The organism is Affinundibacterium flavidum (genome assembly GCF_014284175.1).
Classification (GTDB): Bacteria; Pseudomonadota; Gammaproteobacteria; order Burkholderiales; family Burkholderiaceae_D; genus Undibacterium; species Undibacterium flavidum.
Window position 1 is genome coordinate 55,961 of record NZ_JACOGA010000009.1, and the last position, 17,310, is coordinate 73,270.

At 46.0% G+C, this 17,310-nt stretch carries 10 protein-coding genes; 7 read left to right on the forward strand and 3 right to left on the reverse strand.

Features of this window, described 5'->3' with window-relative positions:
* Positions 1-187: 187 nt before the first annotated feature.
* The 5 genes from H8K55_RS10705 to H8K55_RS10725 all read left to right on the forward strand — a co-directional run bounded on the left by H8K55_RS10705 (position 188) and on the right by H8K55_RS10725 (position 4,075).
* Complete coding sequence (locus H8K55_RS10705) at positions 188-343, forward strand: hypothetical protein (RefSeq protein WP_186942096.1); 156 nt, start codon at positions 188-190, stop codon at positions 341-343.
* Between the two features lie 56 nt (positions 344-399).
* Positions 400-693, forward strand: a complete 294-nt coding sequence (locus H8K55_RS10710) for a hypothetical protein (RefSeq protein ID WP_186942097.1) — start codon at positions 400-402, stop codon at positions 691-693.
* Between the two features lies 1 nt (position 694).
* On the forward strand, positions 695-1,645 hold the full coding sequence (locus tag H8K55_RS10715) for a hypothetical protein (RefSeq protein ID WP_186942098.1): 951 nt from the start codon (positions 695-697) through the stop codon (positions 1,643-1,645).
* 261 nt (positions 1,646-1,906) lie between these two features.
* Positions 1,907-2,857 carry a hypothetical protein gene (locus H8K55_RS10720; protein WP_186942099.1) on the forward strand — a complete coding sequence of 317 codons (951 nt, stop codon included), beginning with the start codon at positions 1,907-1,909 and terminating at the stop codon, positions 2,855-2,857.
* Between the two features lie 285 nt (positions 2,858-3,142).
* Positions 3,143-4,075: a hypothetical protein gene (locus tag H8K55_RS10725; RefSeq protein WP_186942100.1), complete on the forward strand. Its 933-nt coding sequence runs from the start codon at positions 3,143-3,145 to the stop codon at positions 4,073-4,075.
* Between the two features lie 341 nt (positions 4,076-4,416).
* On the opposite strand, the gene H8K55_RS10730 is transcribed toward H8K55_RS10725, so the two are convergent.
* Together H8K55_RS10730 and H8K55_RS10735 are read right to left on the reverse strand one after the other, a co-directional pair.
* Positions 4,417-8,529, reverse strand: a complete 4,113-nt coding sequence (locus H8K55_RS10730; RefSeq protein ID WP_186942101.1) for a DEAD/DEAH box helicase — start codon at positions 8,527-8,529, stop codon at positions 4,417-4,419.
* Between the two features lie 203 nt (positions 8,530-8,732).
* Positions 8,733-10,004 carry a M43 family zinc metalloprotease gene (locus tag H8K55_RS10735; RefSeq protein WP_186942102.1) on the reverse strand — a complete coding sequence of 424 codons (1,272 nt, stop codon included), beginning with the start codon at positions 10,002-10,004 and terminating at the stop codon, positions 8,733-8,735.
* 527 nt (positions 10,005-10,531) lie between these two features.
* Between H8K55_RS10735 and H8K55_RS10740 the strand changes: the two genes are divergently transcribed.
* On the forward strand, positions 10,532-14,323 hold the full coding sequence (locus tag H8K55_RS10740; RefSeq protein ID WP_186942103.1) for a hybrid sensor histidine kinase/response regulator: 3,792 nt from the start codon (positions 10,532-10,534) through the stop codon (positions 14,321-14,323).
* Between the two features lie 53 nt (positions 14,324-14,376).
* Entirely contained in the window at positions 14,377-15,045 is a 669-nt protein-coding gene (locus tag H8K55_RS10745; protein ID WP_186942104.1) for a response regulator transcription factor, read from the forward strand.
* A gap of 514 nt (positions 15,046-15,559) precedes the next feature.
* Here H8K55_RS10745 and H8K55_RS10750 read toward each other — a convergent pair.
* On the reverse strand, positions 15,560-17,248 hold the full coding sequence (locus H8K55_RS10750) for an ABC transporter substrate-binding protein (protein ID WP_186942105.1): 1,689 nt from the start codon (positions 17,246-17,248) through the stop codon (positions 15,560-15,562).
* Between the last annotated feature and the right edge of the window lie 62 nt (positions 17,249-17,310).

Consider the following 17,310-nt stretch of genomic DNA (forward strand, 5'->3'; position numbering starts at 1 on the left):
TATTACTAAATTGTTTTAATTAAATTTAATATGTAAATTAATTTTAACAATGCAAATATCCAATTTAATTTAATAATTTGAAAGTCATTAAATGTACAATATAACAACTACACGTCACAGCCTAATTCTCGCTTTAGTCCTGTCAAGTTTCTTTTCATCGCCAATTTTTGCGCAGGACTCAGGTGGAATGCAAACAGTTGAGGTCGTCGGTACCAGACTTTGGGCAAGTAATTGGGATAATAGTGGAGGAGGCGGTGGCGGTGGTGGAGGCGGTGGTGGCAATACCCATAATCGAAATCCATCGCAACAACAACCACCGCCTTCCGACCGTCGCGCCAATTAAAAGCGACACCAAAAGATCAAGATGTGCGCTGTTCCGCCACTGGTGAAAATAGAACAGTGACTTCTACGAGTTCAGAACAAGATAGAATGCAAGCTGCGAATCAAGTGGTAGCGAATTTCAATGTCAAGGCAGGTAGTTTTGCCGTGTTAACCCGCTCTTTTTTCACCTTCTTCAGCAATACTAAACTTGAATTTACCGTCATTTATGCGGACAATAGTTATGAAAAATGGCAGCTTAATCCGAGTAGTTACTCGTCTTTGAAAGTGTTAACGCGTGTAGAAAAGAGTCTAAAGAATACTGATGATACCTCAGTAAAACCAAGTCCCAATTGTGATGCTTCTGGAAACTAAAATGTCTCGGTTACCCAAATTTTTTATTGTAGTAGCAGCGATCTTCGGCATGATCGTGGGGTCTATTTTTTTTTATAAAAATGAAAAAATGGTGCCGATTCAAGCTGCACCTACCTCTACTGTGAGTCAAGCTGCAGTTACCACGTCAACATCCAACGCAGGTGATACTGGTCACACCACGATGCCTACGAGATCAGAGCTATCCACCGATCAAATTACTCACGAGTTTTACGCGACTAAAAATATGCGTATCTTTATGGAAAATGCCGTGAAAAGACCACAGGAAGGTGGTATATCTATGGCTTTGCAAGGCATGCTGCTATGTCGGCATAGGATGGAATTACCGAAAGAAATCCCATTCAAAGCTGGTATGGATAGTCAAGTTTATGCCAAGCGTGTCAATGCCTTGCGACTAACGGAACATATTTGCCAAGGCTTACAGGAAGAAGATGTTACTCGGCAAAAAGAAGAGGTCTTACGTAATTTGGCCGAAAAACAGGGCGATATCCGCAGCAATTTATGGATAGAATTAGGCTCTGCATTACGTGAAAGCAAGCAATCTGTCATTTCCCCTCAAGTTAAAAAATTTCTCTCCATTAAAGATCCATATTTGATTGACGACTTAACACAGGAAATCATGCTAAGCCAATCGGGTAAAGCGAAAGTGTATTGGTTTGATGGCGAAGAGTTTAGTGGGGAGCAAAAAGACGATATGCGCAACGCTATCCGTTTAGCACGCTGTTCTTTCGGCGATCCTTGTAATCAAAGCAATCTTAACTTTGCAATATCCTGCGCACAAAATGGATTTTGCTACGACAACGTGATTGATTCTGTGCGAGAAGTTACCTACAAAAACAACCCGCACGGCTATGCCCGTATGCTTGAGTATCGACAACGCTTGGTCGATGCCATTAAACGAGAAGATATTGATGCGTTTATCAAGAAACCCTAATAAGCTACTGTGATTGAATCCGGCATCCAGAATTATCTTTTAAATATGTTCATCCTGGATGCCGCGTATGATCAAACAAGAGTCTAGTACTGCGATAAAGAGGTTGGATGAGATCTTCAAATAGTAACGGTGAACGTTAGCGGCGAAACCCACCTAATTCCTCTTCTTTGACAGTGTTAATGCCCGTAGCAAATAGCCTAAAGATCACATCGGACACGTCAGTAAAACCAAGCCCCAATTGCGATGCTTCTGGAAACTAAAATGTCTCGACTATCCAAATTTTTTATCGTAGTAGCAGTGCTCTTCGGCATGATCGTGGTGTCTATTTTTTTTAATGAAAATGAAAAATTGGTGCCGATCCAAGCTACACCTACCTCCACTGTGAGTCAAGCTGAGGCTACCACGTCAACATCCAACGCAGGTGATACTGGTCACACTACGATGCCTACGAGATCAGAGCTATCCACCGATCAAATCACTCGCGAGTTTTACGCGACTAAAAATATGCGTATCTTTATGGAAAATGCCGTGAAAAGACCTGAGGAGGGTGGGATATCTATGGCTTTGCAAGGCATGCTGCAATGTCGGCACAGGATGGCATTGCCGAAAGAAATCCCCTTTAAAGCTGGTATGGATAGTCAAGTTTATGCCAAGCGTGTCAATGCGTTACGACTAACAGAACATATTTGCCAGGGTTTGCAGGAGGAAGATGTCTCACCGCAAAAAGAAGAACAGCTACGTAATTTAGCCGAAAAACAAGGAGATATCCGTAGCAATTTATGGGGAGATTTAAGTTCCGCTTTACTTGCAAGAAAAATACAGGCCATTCCCCCCGTTGTTGAAAAATTTCTTTCAATTAAAGATCCATACTTGATTAAGAGCTGGACACAAGAAATCATGTTAAGCCAATCGGGTAAAGCGAAGGTATATTGGTTTGACGGCGAAGAATTACATGGGGAACAAAAACAAGATATGCGCAATGCCATCAGTTTAGCGCACTGTTCTTTCGGTGACCCCTGTAATCAAAACGATCTTGCTGTTGCGGTTAATTGCGCGGATACGGGTTTTTGCTATGATCATCTCACTGAATATGTGCGAGATGTTACCTACAAAAATAACCCGCAGGGCTATGCCCGTATGCTTGAATATCGACAACGCTTGGTAGATGCCATTAAACGAGAAGATATTGACGCGTTTATCAAGAAACCCTAATAAGTTACTGTGATTGAATCCGGCATTCAGAATTCTCTTTTAAGCATGTCAATCCTGGATGCTGTGTTTGATCAAACAAGAGTCTAGTACGGCGATAAAGAGGTTGGATAAGGTCTTCGGTTAGTAGCGCTGAACCTTAGCGGCGTAACCTACCTAATTCTTCTTCTTTGAAAGTGTTAACGCCAGTGCCAAATAGTCTAAAAAACACATCGGACACGTCAGTAAATCCAAGTCCAAATTGCGATGCTTCTGGAAACTAAAATGTCTCGACTATCCCAATTTTTTATGTTGCTAGCAGTGTTCTTGGGCATGATCACGACATTTATTTTCTTCAATGAAAATCAAAAAATAGTGCCGATTCAAGCAGCGCCTATCTCCTCTGCGAGTCAAGTAGCAGTTATCACGCCAGCATCAAAAATAAGTGATACTGGCACTGGTCACACGATGACACCTTCGAGCTCAGAGCTATCAAAAGAGAAAATCATTCACGAGTTTTACGCCGTTAAAAATATGCGTATCTTTATGGAAAATGCCGTGAAAAGACCACAGGAAGGTGGAATATCTCTGGCTATAAAGGGTATGCTGCAATGCCAGCACAGGATGGAATTGCCCAGAGAAATTCCCTTTAAAGCTGGTATGGATAGCCAAGTCTATGCCAAACGCGTCAATGCCTTACGACTGACTGAACATATTTGCCAAGGCTTACAGGAGGAAGATGTTACTCGGCAAAAAGAAGAGGTCTTACGTAATTTGGCTGAAAAACAAGGGGATATTCGCAATAATTTATGGATAGAATTAGGCTCTGCATTACGGGAAAGAAAGCAATCTGTCATTTCCCCTCAAGTTAAAAAATTCCTTTCCATAAAAGATCCAAGGATCATTGACGAACTAACACAAGAAATCATGCTAAGCCAATCGGGTAAAGCGAAAGTGTATTGGTTTGATGGCGAAGAGTTTAGTGGGGTTCAAAAAGACGATATGCGCAACGCTATCCGTTTAGCGCGCTGTTCTTTCGGCGATCCTTGCAATCAAAGCAATCTTGACTTTGCAATATCCTGCGCACAAAATGGATTTTGCTACGACAACGTCATTGATTCTGTGCGAGAAGTTACCTACAAAAACAACCCGCACGGCTATGCCCGTATGCTTGGATATCGACAACGCTTGGTCGATGCCATTAAACGAGAAGATATTGATGCGTTTATCAAGAAACCCTAATATGCAACTGTGATTGAATCCGGCATCCAGAATTCTCTTTTAAGCATGTCAATCCTGGATGCTGCGTTTGATCAAACAAGAGTTTAGTATGGCGGTAAATAGTTGGTTGGATAAGATCTACTGAAAACAGGTATAACAGAAAAAATCTATATATTGAACCGGGAAAATTGGAAGTGTAAAACAACGATTGAGGTCTGGTTTGTGAATGCGACATCTAATCGCAAGACCCGCGGCACTTTTTGCATGATCATACAAAGTGAATTCATCAGCAAGACAGTAGGCAATCATCATTCGCAATTTTAATCAGTGCATCGACGCACGGCAAATAAAAAACCATCACCCTAAATCCCACCCTTCAACAAACGCAACAAAGCCTCAGTATCAAGACGTCCAGCCATTTCTCCACCATCCAATAAGCTATCAGCCAGCTCGCGTTTGTCCGCATGCAGGGCGAGGATTTTTTCTTCTATGGTGTCTTGTGTGACTAAGCGATAAATCGTGACGGGACGTTGTTGGCCCATGCGGTGGGCGCGGTCTGAGGCTTGGTCTTCTACTGCGGGATTCCACCATGGGTCGAGGTGGATAACGTAATCGGCGGCGGTCAGGTTGAGGCCTGTGCCTCCGGCTTTGAGGCTGATTAAAAAGATGTCGCCATCGCCTGCTTGAAATGCATCGACGCGTTTCTTGCGTTCGGTGGCGGGCGTGCTGCCATCGAGATATTGGTAGGCGATGCCTTGTTCGTCCAGCCAAGCGCGTACGATGGCTAAGTGATCGACGAATTGACTGAAGACCAGCGCCTTGTGTTTGTTGTCTAGTAGTTCTTCCACTGTATGCTGCAAGACTGCGAGTTTGCTGCCGCTGATTTTGGCGTTTTTCATGACCAGTTTGGGGTGGCAGCAAAAGCGCCTGAGCTTGGTGATTTCGGCTAAGACTTGCATGGATTTGCCCGCCGTCGGATCGATCTGTGCGATTTTATCGATGGCTTCTTGGCGCAATGCTTCGTAGAGGTGACGCTCTTCATCGCTGAGTTCTACTTGCAAATTAATTTCTGTGCGCGGAGGTAGTTCACTCAAGACTTGGGTTTTAGTACGACGCAAGATGAAGGGTTGCAGCAATTTTTTTAGATGTGCGCGCGCTAGTTTGTCGCCACGTTCTATCGGGTGGGCGAACTTATCCGCGAAGTGATCTTTTGATCCTAGCAGGCCGGGATTGATGAAGCGGAATAAATTCCACAATTCGCCCAGATGGTTTTCTACGGGGGTGCCGCTAGCGATCATTTTGAAATCCGCGCTTAAGGCCATCGCTGCCTGACTGCGTTTGGTGGCAGCATTTTTAATCACCTGTGCTTCATCCAATACCACGCTATGCCAGTGTTGCGCACTGAACGCCACGCTATCTTGTTGCAACATGCCGTAGCTGGCGATCACGATATCGAATGCGCCTAAATCTTGTAAGGAACGTTCTTGTTGATAGGCGCGGATTTTTAAAGTCGGAGCGAAGCGTGCGACTTCGGCTTGCCAGTTCATTGCCACCGAAATTGGCGCAATCACCAAGGCTGGACCTTGTGGTGCGCGATCGACTAGCAGGGCCAGGGTTTGCACGGTCTTACCCAAACCCATATCGTCCGCCAGACAAGCGCCCACACCCCATTGCGCGAGCTTCGCTAACCACTGAAAACCTTCTAGCTGATAATCGCGCAATTGGGCTTGCAAGGTCGAGGGTACTTGCGGCACAAAATTCGCTAAGGCATCTAGCTTATCGATTTGTTCGCGCCAAGCTTGGTCGGTTTTTAATTCACCGACTTCATTCGCAAGTTCTGCTAATGCGGAAGCCGCTAAGGCATTGATCCGTACGCCGTCTTTGCCACTGAGTTCAGAAAAATGGCGTAATTCGTCGAGACGTTTGCGGAAGCTATCGGTTAGCGCCAGAAAATCATTGTCGCCGAGTTTGAGGAAGCGACCCTTGCTAGTTTCTGCCATTTGCATCAATTCCCGCAGGGCTAACACGCGACCATCATCAAGCGTCACTTCACCGCCAGCGATAAACCATTCGCCTTGTTTTTTGATGCTCAGGCGCAGATTGCCTAGCGAGCGTTGACCGTTTAAGCGGAAGCGTTCACCTTCGGGCCAGACTAGTTGTAATTGTTGTTCCGGAATGGCTTTGAGTTGGCTGAGTAATTCCAGACATTGCTGTGGATCTTGCCATTGCCATTCATGATTATTTTCTTCGGCTTCGGTGAAGGCGGGACAATTCTTGATCAGTGTTTGCAGATCTCGCTCTTCCTGCGCCAGATCGCGACTAGCTTGTACGGTTTTGCCTTCATGTTCACCTAAGACATTGCTTGCGCCTTTGCCGGGGGTGAACCAGCCACCTGTACTGCCCTTATTGATGTCTTGTACTTCACTCAGCGGGCGCACCAGTATTTGTAAACGCAGACCTTCTTTGAGCGGCAATAAATGCGCATACAAAGTAGTGTCGGCAGCCACTGTATGTATATGTTGTGCCAGTTCGGGTAGGTCAGAATGAATCGACAGATGCGGTGCGATGGCGGCGATTACATCCACCAATTGCGCCTTGGCGGCACTCGGTACAGTCAAACCAGAGCCGAGTATGCCGGCGATTTGTTTGATCTCGGGGCTGGAGTTGTAAATTGCCAAACGGGTCGGCGTTTCTTTGCGCACGACGTAGGCTTGCTGAGCGGTGATTGCGGGTTCTAATTGCAGACTGATATGTGCATTCGCTTCTTTTAAGAACAGCGCCAGTTCTCCTTGCACGATGTCGATACGTACATCTGGCGCATCAGTCCAATACACCAGCGGATGATTGATCAATAGCGGTAAGGCTTTGTCTGTGTCGAGCTGATATTCAACATTGCCGTAATACGAATCGACACCACGTCGCAGGCAGGCCGCTATTTGTTTGTCTTGTTCGCTCAGATACGGCAGGCTGTCTTGTTCTTGCGCTAGACGTTTTAGCGCAATCGGGCGGCCTTTGCTCCAGACTCCTTTCGCACTCAGTTTTTGCTCGCGGGGTTCTAGTCCCACTTCATCGCGCAGCGAATTTAATAGCCACACCAAGCGCTGTTCGCTGGCCGATTTGGTCGCGTCTTTGTCGGCACTCAAATTGAGTTGACTGAGCGCAGTTAAGGCGCGTTGCCAGGATTCTTCACGTTGCACGACTTGATATAAAGGTGTGCTCTGATGTTGCTCATGCCAGGCGGGTAATTGTGCTGTATTTGCGTAGTGCTTGCTGAGCAGTGCATCCGTCTCGGCGGCTAACCAGTGATAACCATGTTGTTGATATTGGCTGAGTGCTGCGCGCAAACGCTGATGTGCATCTTCACGCACAGGTTCGCTTTCCCAGTAGAGTGCCAAGCCTTCAAATAGGGTTTCTACACTCAGTTCGCGCTGCAATACATAACGCTTGGCGATCAGCGGCACGCCTTTGACCAAATGATTGACCAGCGCTTCCAGTAGGTAATAGCAAAAGGCATCGTTTTGCTTGATGCTGTCATCTACATGCTCTTTGAGTTTTTGACGATTTAATGGATTGTCTACCGCAAACAGACATGCGGTGTAGAGCAAGCCTAGTACATCGCCAAAATGGATTTTGCGTTTGCCGGTTTTTTTCTTTTGACCTTTGGCGATCTGTTCTATGTGCACTAAAGCGTTGCTGTAATCCGCATGGCGAATCGCCTGCGCAAAATCTAAGGTGGCACGATGTTCGTCCAAGCAGTGTGTTTCGAGTTGCGCTAGAAATTCAAAATCAGCGCGTAGTAAGGCTTGCCAGATCAATTGCTCAATAATGAAGTGCAAACCTTCGCCCAATTGCTCCAAGTGGGATTGCACGTAGTGATAAGCCTTGCGACAGTCACTCGCCAGCCAGTTCGCTTGATAAAACAAATCGGATAGCAAGACACCTTTTGCTACATCGGAGAAATGCTCGAAAATTAGAATACCGTGATCGGTTTCAAATAAGAGTTCGGCCAGATTCTTTTTATCGCCGGTGCGTGCTTCAAAAAATTCGTGACGCCAATAACCTATGCCTTCGATCTCATTAATCAGACATGAATAAAATAATTCGCGTCGGCAGAATGCCGCATTCTGGACTTTCCAATGTTTGTATTCTTCACGTTTGCTGAGTATCACCCGTATACTGCGTATCCAATGACCGATGTCGTCATGTTCCAGCAAATGTCGTATCAAGGGCATTTGTAAGCCCTCTGCCAAGGTATAACCTTTGCCACTGACAGGGACGACCAATTGCTTCTCATTGAGCACAGTCAATTGATCACGTACCGCGATTACACCCGGAACTTCGCCCGCCTTGCCGAACGATACGCGCAGCTGCAATAAGAGTTCCAGCATCACATTTTGACTCAGTGGTGCATCAAGCAGCGCCAAGGCGTAAAGAAACGGGAATTCTTGCGCTTCCAGGTGATCGAACTGTTGCATGGAGGGAGATGAGGGTGACAGAGTAAGTAGCGATTTTACCTGATCTGTGCATGGCAGGTGACGTGGCAAAACGACTTCTGGAGAAATCCCTGGTTTTTTATGTTCTGCGGGTGAATTTGACTAGTGTGGATTTGAAAAAGCAGAAAAAACGCGCTGTGAGGAACAGCGCGTTTTTGATGTCAATACGAGGTGATGAGTAAGTCTTATTGCACTACCGCCTTAATCGTCACACCCGAAGTTGCTACTCCATAAGAATCGACCATGATGTAATAGGTGCCAGCTGCTGGACTGGTGACGGCAACGTTCTCGGTGTTGGTATTTGACCATGAGCGACGGTCATACACAGTGCGTGATGGTGCAGAACCTAACTTCAGATACAGATCGGCATCGCCAGTGGCACCACTACCAGGGGATAAAGTCACGGTTAGGCTAGATTTACCCGCTGGTAAAACGATTTGATACAGCTTGTTGCCATCGACACTGATCGCAGGCACTGTTTGCGCAACGCCTGATACCAAAGTGACAGCCGGACTTGGTGTTGTCGAGCCGCTGTTGACACCAGTATCGATCAGATTTTGCGCGCTCCACAATTTATTGCGACCCCATGTAGCACTAGCCAAAGTATTACTCACCATCGTGATCTGGCCATTGGTGAACATGGTTTGATAGCGCCCATAATCCATCACGTTTTCGACGTTCGTGTAATGCGATGTGCCGCAGCCAGACATACCTGCTGGTGTGTAATGCGTGGTGCTGGTTTTGGTACCGTCTTCGTACAGGCCATCGGTGATTACCGTGTCGGAGATACCATCATCGCCACAGCTGTCACCAGGATTATTACTGTCGCCGAAAGTGTGTTTGAGATTCATGCTGTGGCCGATTTCATGTGCCATTACACCTTCATATTTCGCCCACAGTGGTTGCTGTGCTGTGCTACCTACGCCGCCCACTGCTTTGTAGTGCAAGAGCACAGCATTGTAGCTATTGTCATTGGCTTTGCTGGAGGGAAGATACGCCACACCAGTGACAGAGCTGCCACTAAAGACCGATTCCAGTACATAAATATTCAGATACTTATTGCTGTCCCAATTGTAATTCGCGGTCAGGCTAGGAATCGTGTTGCCCGCGTTGGTGGCGTAATTAGAATTGATGATGTAATCAATTCCTGTTGTTGCTGCGCCTGTAGGCGTTTTTTTTGCGAGTTTAAATTCTATGCTGCCGTGACCTTGCAGAGAGCCAAAACCATCTAAAGTACCTGCCGTTAAAGTGCCTTGAAATAAACTATTAGTGCGGGCAAGTGCAGCCTCTATCCTTGTTTGTGTCATTGAACTGATGACGGTATTGTTTGATGATGCGATTACGTGAACGACGACCGGAATGGTATAAGTTTTTGTGGTCTGTGCTTGTGCTGCACTGCCGAACAGTGTTGCCATACTCGCCAGTGCGAGCGCTTGATAAAGTTTGCCTGATTTCATTTGCTTCCCCCAAGTTTTGATGTAGCCTGATGTGGATCGACACATGGCGTGCCTGTTCTATCCACTCTGTTTTGAACACTCTTAACACATGTTGTTATTGCATTTGTGACGCGAAGAGAATTGTTACTGATAGCAACAATTCTCAAGCACAGATGGGTGATCAGAAATGCCGTCGCGTAAGACATTAAATATCGGCAGGGTTTTTAAGAGAATCCGACAAATGTCGGATCATGTTGAAATAGCGCTCAGAGATAAGCGTTGCACCCAGTAAAACCGTAAAAATTAATTAATGAAAGATGTAAAGGCGACATGCAAAAACAGCATGAAATTATTGGTTGAAATGAGACAGGCACGCGCCAAATACACGCTATCGCAGTAAGCTGTGTTGGACTATGCCATCTGACGGCTATGTTGTGCGAATGCAGGCTTGGTAATATCGGCAAGATTTTTTGCTTAGTCTGCTTTTTCATGCAGAACCAGAACAGGCGGTGGCAGTTCGGGATAAATGACTGTGTAGAGGAACTCTCTTGCGCTTCAAAACTAAATTAAGAATTCAGTTGAAAATTCAGCTCAAAATCCAACGAACTCTCCTGCTCTTACTGTGCGGCTTCGTCTATGGATTAACTAGTGGCTATGCAACTGCGGCTATACCTGAGCGCACGTCCACGCAAGCAATACAAACCAGTCTTATCTTCGAATCTAGCCTGCAACAAAACAAAACCGCGATCCCCACGGTGACTTCCATTACGCAAGACCAGCGCGGCTTCATCTGGCTGGGCACCATCAATGGCTTGGTGCGATTTGATGGCTATGCTTATAAGACTTACCGCACTGGTGATACCGGGAAAAATGGTTTGATGAATGATTGGGTCAGTGCGGTACACGTCGATGCGCAACAGCGTTTGTGGTTGGGGACGAAAGCGGGAATACAAGGCTTTGATTTACAAAGTGAGCGCTTTACGAATTACGCTCCACCGTCAAGCAAACTGAATCCCACAGGGCAATTTAGCATAGGACAAATCATCAGCGATCAACGCGATAATTTGTGGATCACTTCTTACTCTGGTTTGTTGTACTTCGATACCGCGCTCGGAAAATTTACTTTGTTCCAGCATCGCAGCGATGACCCGAACAGTATTTCTAGTGATCGCGTCTATGCTTTACTGCTCGATCAGAATGGCAATCTGTGGGTAGGCACCGATCATGGTTTAGATTTTTTGCCCAAGGGTAGTACGCAATTTGAACATTTAAAATTTTCAGATACCTTGACTGGCAGACCTGTGCAGAAGTCTCTCCTCGTATGGGCCTTAGGTTTGGATGCGAATAGCCGTTTATGGCTAGGCTTGCCAAACGGTCTGGCGTATTTTTCTGTAGACGAACAACAGAAGTCGTATGCTGAACTGCGTATCAGCTTGCAGCGCTTAAGTAGGCAAGAGATTCGTTTAGAGTCTGATGCGGTAATGAAAATACTTCCATCAAAAAATGGTGATCTCTGGGTCGCATCCAGAAATAGTGGCTTGTTCCGTAAGAAGAAAAACGAGTCCTATTTTTCAAACTATCAACGCAATGAAAGCGATTCTTACAGCCTGTGCGATAACGAGGTGTTTGCTTTGTTTGAAGACAGAAGTTCCGTGCTGTGGGTGGGCACTTGGAACGGCGGTGCTTGTCATACTGATTTAGCGAATTCAGGATTTCGTCGCATTGTCGAGAAACGTGAGGGCTTTACTGGGCTCAATAGTCTCGGTGTACGTAGCTTGATTGAAGATCAAGATGGTGACTTGATCGCGGCAACGATCGATGGCTATCTCAATATTCTGAATAAAAAAACAGCACTGATACAAGCGGTGCGCTACATCGATAATGCTGCAGATAAAAATCGCGTTCAAGCCATTGTCGCTGATCGCCAAGGTAAGCCCTGGTACATCTCCCCCGAGGGAATACGCTCTTACAACAAACAACAGCAGCGCTTCGATCCCTACCTCACTACTTTCACCCATTTACCAGTCCGACAGATATTTTGCGCGATGATCGATCGCGACGGTGACTTTTGGATCACGACTGAGTATGGCGTATTCGTCTACGCAACAGTGAGTCGACAATTTCAGCACTTGCGTCATCAGGCTGGTCAGCCTAATTCACTGGAAAATGATTTTGTGTACCCGATTGTGCAAGATCACGATGGCATTATTTGGATGGGAACACCGACCGGCCTGCAACGATACGATAAAGAAAAAAAAGCGTTTAGCTTTTATGCACACGATGCAAAAAATCCGCACAGCATCGTGAACGGCAATATTACGGCACTGTTCGTGGATCCAGATGGCAGCCTGTGGATAGGCAGTAATTATCATTTGAGCCGTCTGCGTTTTGATAATAAAGGACAGGCGAATTTCAAGGCCTACACAACGATTGCGCTGGTCGACGCGATTTTGGCGGGGAACGATGGAAAATTATGGATTAGTACCGACAGTGGCATCTCTAGTTTTGATAAAAATACAGAACGATTTTGGAATTATTTTGAGAATGACGGTATCACTAAAGGTATTTTTCGTAGTGAAGTTAGTTTCGCCAGTAGAGATGGATCGCTGTATTTTGGTGGGCCGAATGGCATCACCCAACTTGATCCAAGCGCAATACGCGGGAATCTGTTTCCCCCAGAAACTGCAATTACTGGCTTTCAATTTTTGAATCGTGCTGAAAACACGCCCTTAGCACCAGAATTGCAGGCACAACTAGATCATTTGTCTGCCAAAGAAATGCGTCTCAACTATGATCTTTCTTCATTCACGATTGAATTTGCCGCTTTGCATTTTAGTCGCCCATCGGCGAATCAATTTTCTTATCGCTTGCAAGGATTCGACCAAGATTGGCGGACTACCGATGCCGCCAATCGTACGGCGACTTACACGAATTTGAATCCCGGGCTTTATGTTTTTCATTTGAAAGCCGCGAGCAAAGATCAGGTTTGGTCTGCCGATGAGGTGAAATTACAGATACGTATTTTGCCGCCATTCTGGCAATTGTGGTGGGTTAAATGGCTGGTGATTATCGCCTCAGTTTATGTGGTGTGGCGCTTGCATTCGCTGCGCATTAATCAGTTATTGCAAAAGAAAAGAATGTTGGAGTTGGAAGTCGCAGCACGCACCCAGGTGATCTCACAACAGAACAAAGACAAGTCTAAGTTCATCGCCGACGCCGCGCATGATTTGCGACAACCTATGCAGGCGATAGGTAATCTACTTGATGCTACCGCCAGTGCTTTAAAAGCCAGCGAGCATCAACGTGCCATTGACTTAGTTCAACTGGCGCTGAAAGCTACCCACATTATGCGATCTTCCTTTAATGCCATCCTTGAATTGTCGCGCTTAGAGACGGGTTTAGTATCGCCAAAATATGAGACCTTGGATATTCATAAACTATTGGAAGATATTGTCAGCACCTTGCAAAGCACCGCAGAAACCCACAATGTCGAAATTCGTCTGATTGCATCGCGTCAGAAAAAATTGTTTATTCATAGTGACAAAAATCTGGTGTTCAGAATCTTGACTAACCTCATTGCGAATGCGATTAAGTATAGTGACGATGCGAAGTTAAAAAAATATGTCGTGATCCGTTGTGTCAGTCGTAGCACGGATGTCGCGGTCTATGTGATCGATAACGGCATAGGAATTCCCGCCGCTGAGCAAGATAAGATTTTTAAAGCGTTTTTTCAGATTAATAATGCGGGAAAAGATAGAGATCGTGGCATGGGTTTGGGTTTATCTATCGTCGCGGCGATGCTGCAAATACTCAAGCAACACCATATGCATTTTCGTTCAGCGCTACATATCGGAACACGATTTAGCTTGAGCTTTCCACGCGCAAGCGAAAACAATCAAGCTATGGCTGATATGCAAGAAGAACTAGCTTGCAGGCATCCCGACATCGCTGGCATTTTTATGGTGTATGTGGAAGACGACGCGCTGGTACGGGTTTCGACCGTGTCTTTGTTACGCGGTGAAGGCCTATTGTGCAGTGCCTTTGTATCGCATGCGGAAATGATGGCGGGTATCGCTGATTTTGAGCGGATTCCCGATATGGTGTTGACCGATCATGTACTCGCGGATCAGCATAATTCGGCAGATGTGATCACCGATATCCGAGCTTTTTTTGAAGTCAGAATTCCAGCGATTATTTTGACAGGGGAAACTTTGGAAATAGCGCCAACATCGCAGGCGCTTGCCGATATTATTTTGCATAAACCTGTGTCCGCTTATGAGCTACTTCAGGCCATAGAATCCTTGCGTCCCAAAATGATTTCGAATAGTCAAACTGAGTGAAGTGAATGAGTGAAGTGAATAAATGAAGTGAAAGAAATGAAAGCGCACGTGACATGAAAAGAATTTTATTACTAGAAGATCAGGGCTTGGTCAGAGCAGGTATGCGTGAGTTGATTGCACTCGCAGAGCCAGATGCGGAAATCATTGCGATTGCCGATTATGATGAGGCACAAACCTTGTTGTCACAGCAGCGTTTTGATTTTGCGTTTTTAGACATTAACTTGAAATCAGAAAAAAATGGTTGTGATTTACTGCGATTTATACGCACGAATGAGATCCCTGTCAGGGCCATTATGCTGTCGGGATATACCGATAAAGAACTGATACTCGAATGTTTACAGTTAGGCGCGATGGGGTTTATTTCTAAGGACTTTGAAGACGAACAAATTTTCAAAAATGTGCTCAACACGCTTTTTGATGGCGGTGTATTTGTGCCGCTGATTAAAGAGGGGGAACAGATAGAAGTGCAACAAAGAATGAGTATCACGCCCGCTATTTTGCCAGAGTCACTGGGCATCCGCGGTCGTACCTTAGAGGTGCTAACGTATTTGTGTGAAGGCCATCCTAACAAAACAATCGCCAGAAAAATGCAGGTCGAAGAAGGCACGATACGTAAAGATTATGTGCCACGTTTATTTCGAATATTTAAGGTCACACGAAGAACGGAATTGTTGATTGAAGTTTCTAGATTGGGGCTGAGATTGCCGGGGCTTTCTAAGTGAAAATAGGGTAGGCGCGCCAAATTTCGTTCAGTTCAGATCAAAAAATCGAGGTGTCATTCTTGCGTATGCAGGGATTCAGCGTCTTTAGGCATTTACACCACTGGATTCCGGCCTTCGTGTACTACTGTCAGGAATAAAAATGGTATTCGTCGAAGAAGAGCATACCTATTGATTGTTGCGCTGAATTTGTAAAATTTGAATTGAAATTTCAGTGAGGAATCCGAAGGTTAAATAAGTGGAAAATTCCCTCCCCTTCAAGGGGAGGGCTAGGGTGGGGATGGGTTTTCGTAGATAAAGTCTCACCGTTGATCGACCGGAACCCATCCCCATCCCAACCTTCCCCTTGAAGGGGAAGGGGCTGCAGAACATTGCCCGAAGAATTAAGAAAAAAATTCGGACAGTAGTGCATCGTCGCGCGAATGACGAGACATAAGACAAGTGCTTGACCGAACGGAATTAAGACGGCGCGGCGCCTTTCAATCGTCTCACATATTCAATCACAAGTCAGCCCACCTCAATCCCCACGCAACCAAAGCTCATTGAATGCAACAAAGCCTAGTGCGGTAGTGCGTACACCTGCGACATGGGTTGCTACATTAACTTGTTGGTTTTCGTGTGAAAGCGGCAGTATCCATGCTTCCTGTACTAAGCCATGTGCAATATTTGCATAGCTTTGCATACGCGTATCACTACTCGCGATGGTTTGAATTCTTTGTAATTCCTCATTTAGTTCTTTACGTTTGGATTCCGGTAGCCAGCGTCTGAATATCGTATCTGCGGAAAACCATTCAAAGCAGCCAAAATCAATATCGTCGTGCAAAATTTCACGACCAATGACAAAATCCGCGTCTGGCATCCAGTCGCGTGCAATGAGTTCTTTGAAGGCGAGCGTCTGCCATTCAAGTTTCACACCCGCGCTTAGTAATCGCTGAGACACTAATTCTCCGAGCTGCAAAATCTCCGGCGATTGTCCGCTGAACATACGCAGTCGCGTGCCGCTTTTTATCGGACAATCGACTACTTTGTTCGGCATGCGATGTGACCATTGGGCCAGCAGCGCACTTGCTGGCCTGCGTGCCGGATCATGTGGATCAAGTAGTTGAAAGGGGGAAAGAAAGTCAGCAAACGCCTGCCTTTGTTCGCAGGTCTTAAAGCGCGTTTTATTTGGATTGCAAATCATAAAGCTGCAGCCGGATTCTGCGATTTGCCATTTTTTTCTATCGTCGCCACTTTTCTTGTCGAAACCAAATTGTAAATCCAGTTCAAGTTTGTGTTCGGGTGCATCGATCACCCAGAGATCGATTTCATCGAGTAAAGGGCGTTCTTTGTAGTAGTCTTTAAAAGTACTTAGTGTCAGTTGGTAGTTATTGTGCCGCGTCACCCGGAATGCGCCGCTGCCTATTGGCATGTGTTCAAAATTATTCGGACGTTGACGTGGCACAATTGATGAATTTGCCGTCGCCAGACAGTGCGGCCAGAGATAGTCAGGTCGGCTCAGATGAAAACTGATCCGCTGATTGTTTCCAAGTTCGATTTTATTCAAATGTTGATACAGCGCACGGTAGTTATACGATTGTTGGCGCAGTCGTTGAAAGCTAGCGCGCACATCTTCTGTTGTGAGTTCACTTCCATCATGAAAACTCAATCCCGGACGCAACCAAAAATGCCAGATCGTAGCATCATCATTGCTTTCCCAATGATGGGCAATGGCCGGTAGCAGTTTGTTTTGCTCAGGGTCGAAGGTGGTTAGACGAGAAAAAATTTGCCGTACTAAATGTGCTTCCAAGCGCCCTATGGCCTTCAGTGGGTCGAGGCTTTCTATACGGCGAAAGGTCGGCATGCGAAACCGACGGCAGGTAGGATCAGGCACGCCTAAATAGTCCGGCAATCGCGTGGCGAGTTGCGCGCGTTGTTTGCGGTCTAAGCTGGCAAAGGCATGTTCCAGATCGCCTTTGGCTAACAAGCCACTCAAGTGATCTAGCGCCAGCGACTCTGGTGTGACATGCAATTGCAATTGGGATAGATTGCCGCGCCCCAGCCCTGCCTGCCAAGTGAGCCAGCCTTGATCTTGCATTTTGGCGAGCAGTAATCGCATATTGCGCTCGCTGCAATGCAAGGCTTCGGCTAATGCGGGAAGACCGGGCTGTTGTTCAACGGATTGAATAAACAGATGCAGGCGGCGATATTGATCTCGTAATTTCAAGGTGAAAGCTCACTCCGACATTCTTTTAAGAAACTTGAATAGTCATTGATAAAAGAGGAAAT

Coding starts and splice junctions, on each gene's coding strand:
- H8K55_RS10730 (WP_186942101.1), bottom strand. CDS start 8,529: ATGCAACAGTTCGATCACCTGGAAGCGCAAGAATTCCCGTTTCTTTAC.
- H8K55_RS10715 (WP_186942098.1), top strand. CDS start 695: ATGTCTCGGTTACCCAAATTTTTTATTGTAGTAGCAGCGATCTTCGGC.
- H8K55_RS10725 (WP_186942100.1), top strand. CDS start 3,143: ATGTTGCTAGCAGTGTTCTTGGGCATGATCACGACATTTATTTTCTTC.
- H8K55_RS10745 (WP_186942104.1), top strand. CDS start 14,377: ATGAAAAGAATTTTATTACTAGAAGATCAGGGCTTGGTCAGAGCAGGT.
- H8K55_RS10720 (WP_186942099.1), top strand. CDS start 1,907: ATGTCTCGACTATCCAAATTTTTTATCGTAGTAGCAGTGCTCTTCGGC.
- H8K55_RS10735 (WP_186942102.1), bottom strand. CDS start 10,004: ATGAAATCAGGCAAACTTTATCAAGCGCTCGCACTGGCGAGTATGGCA.
- H8K55_RS10705 (WP_186942096.1), top strand. CDS start 188: ATGCAAACAGTTGAGGTCGTCGGTACCAGACTTTGGGCAAGTAATTGG.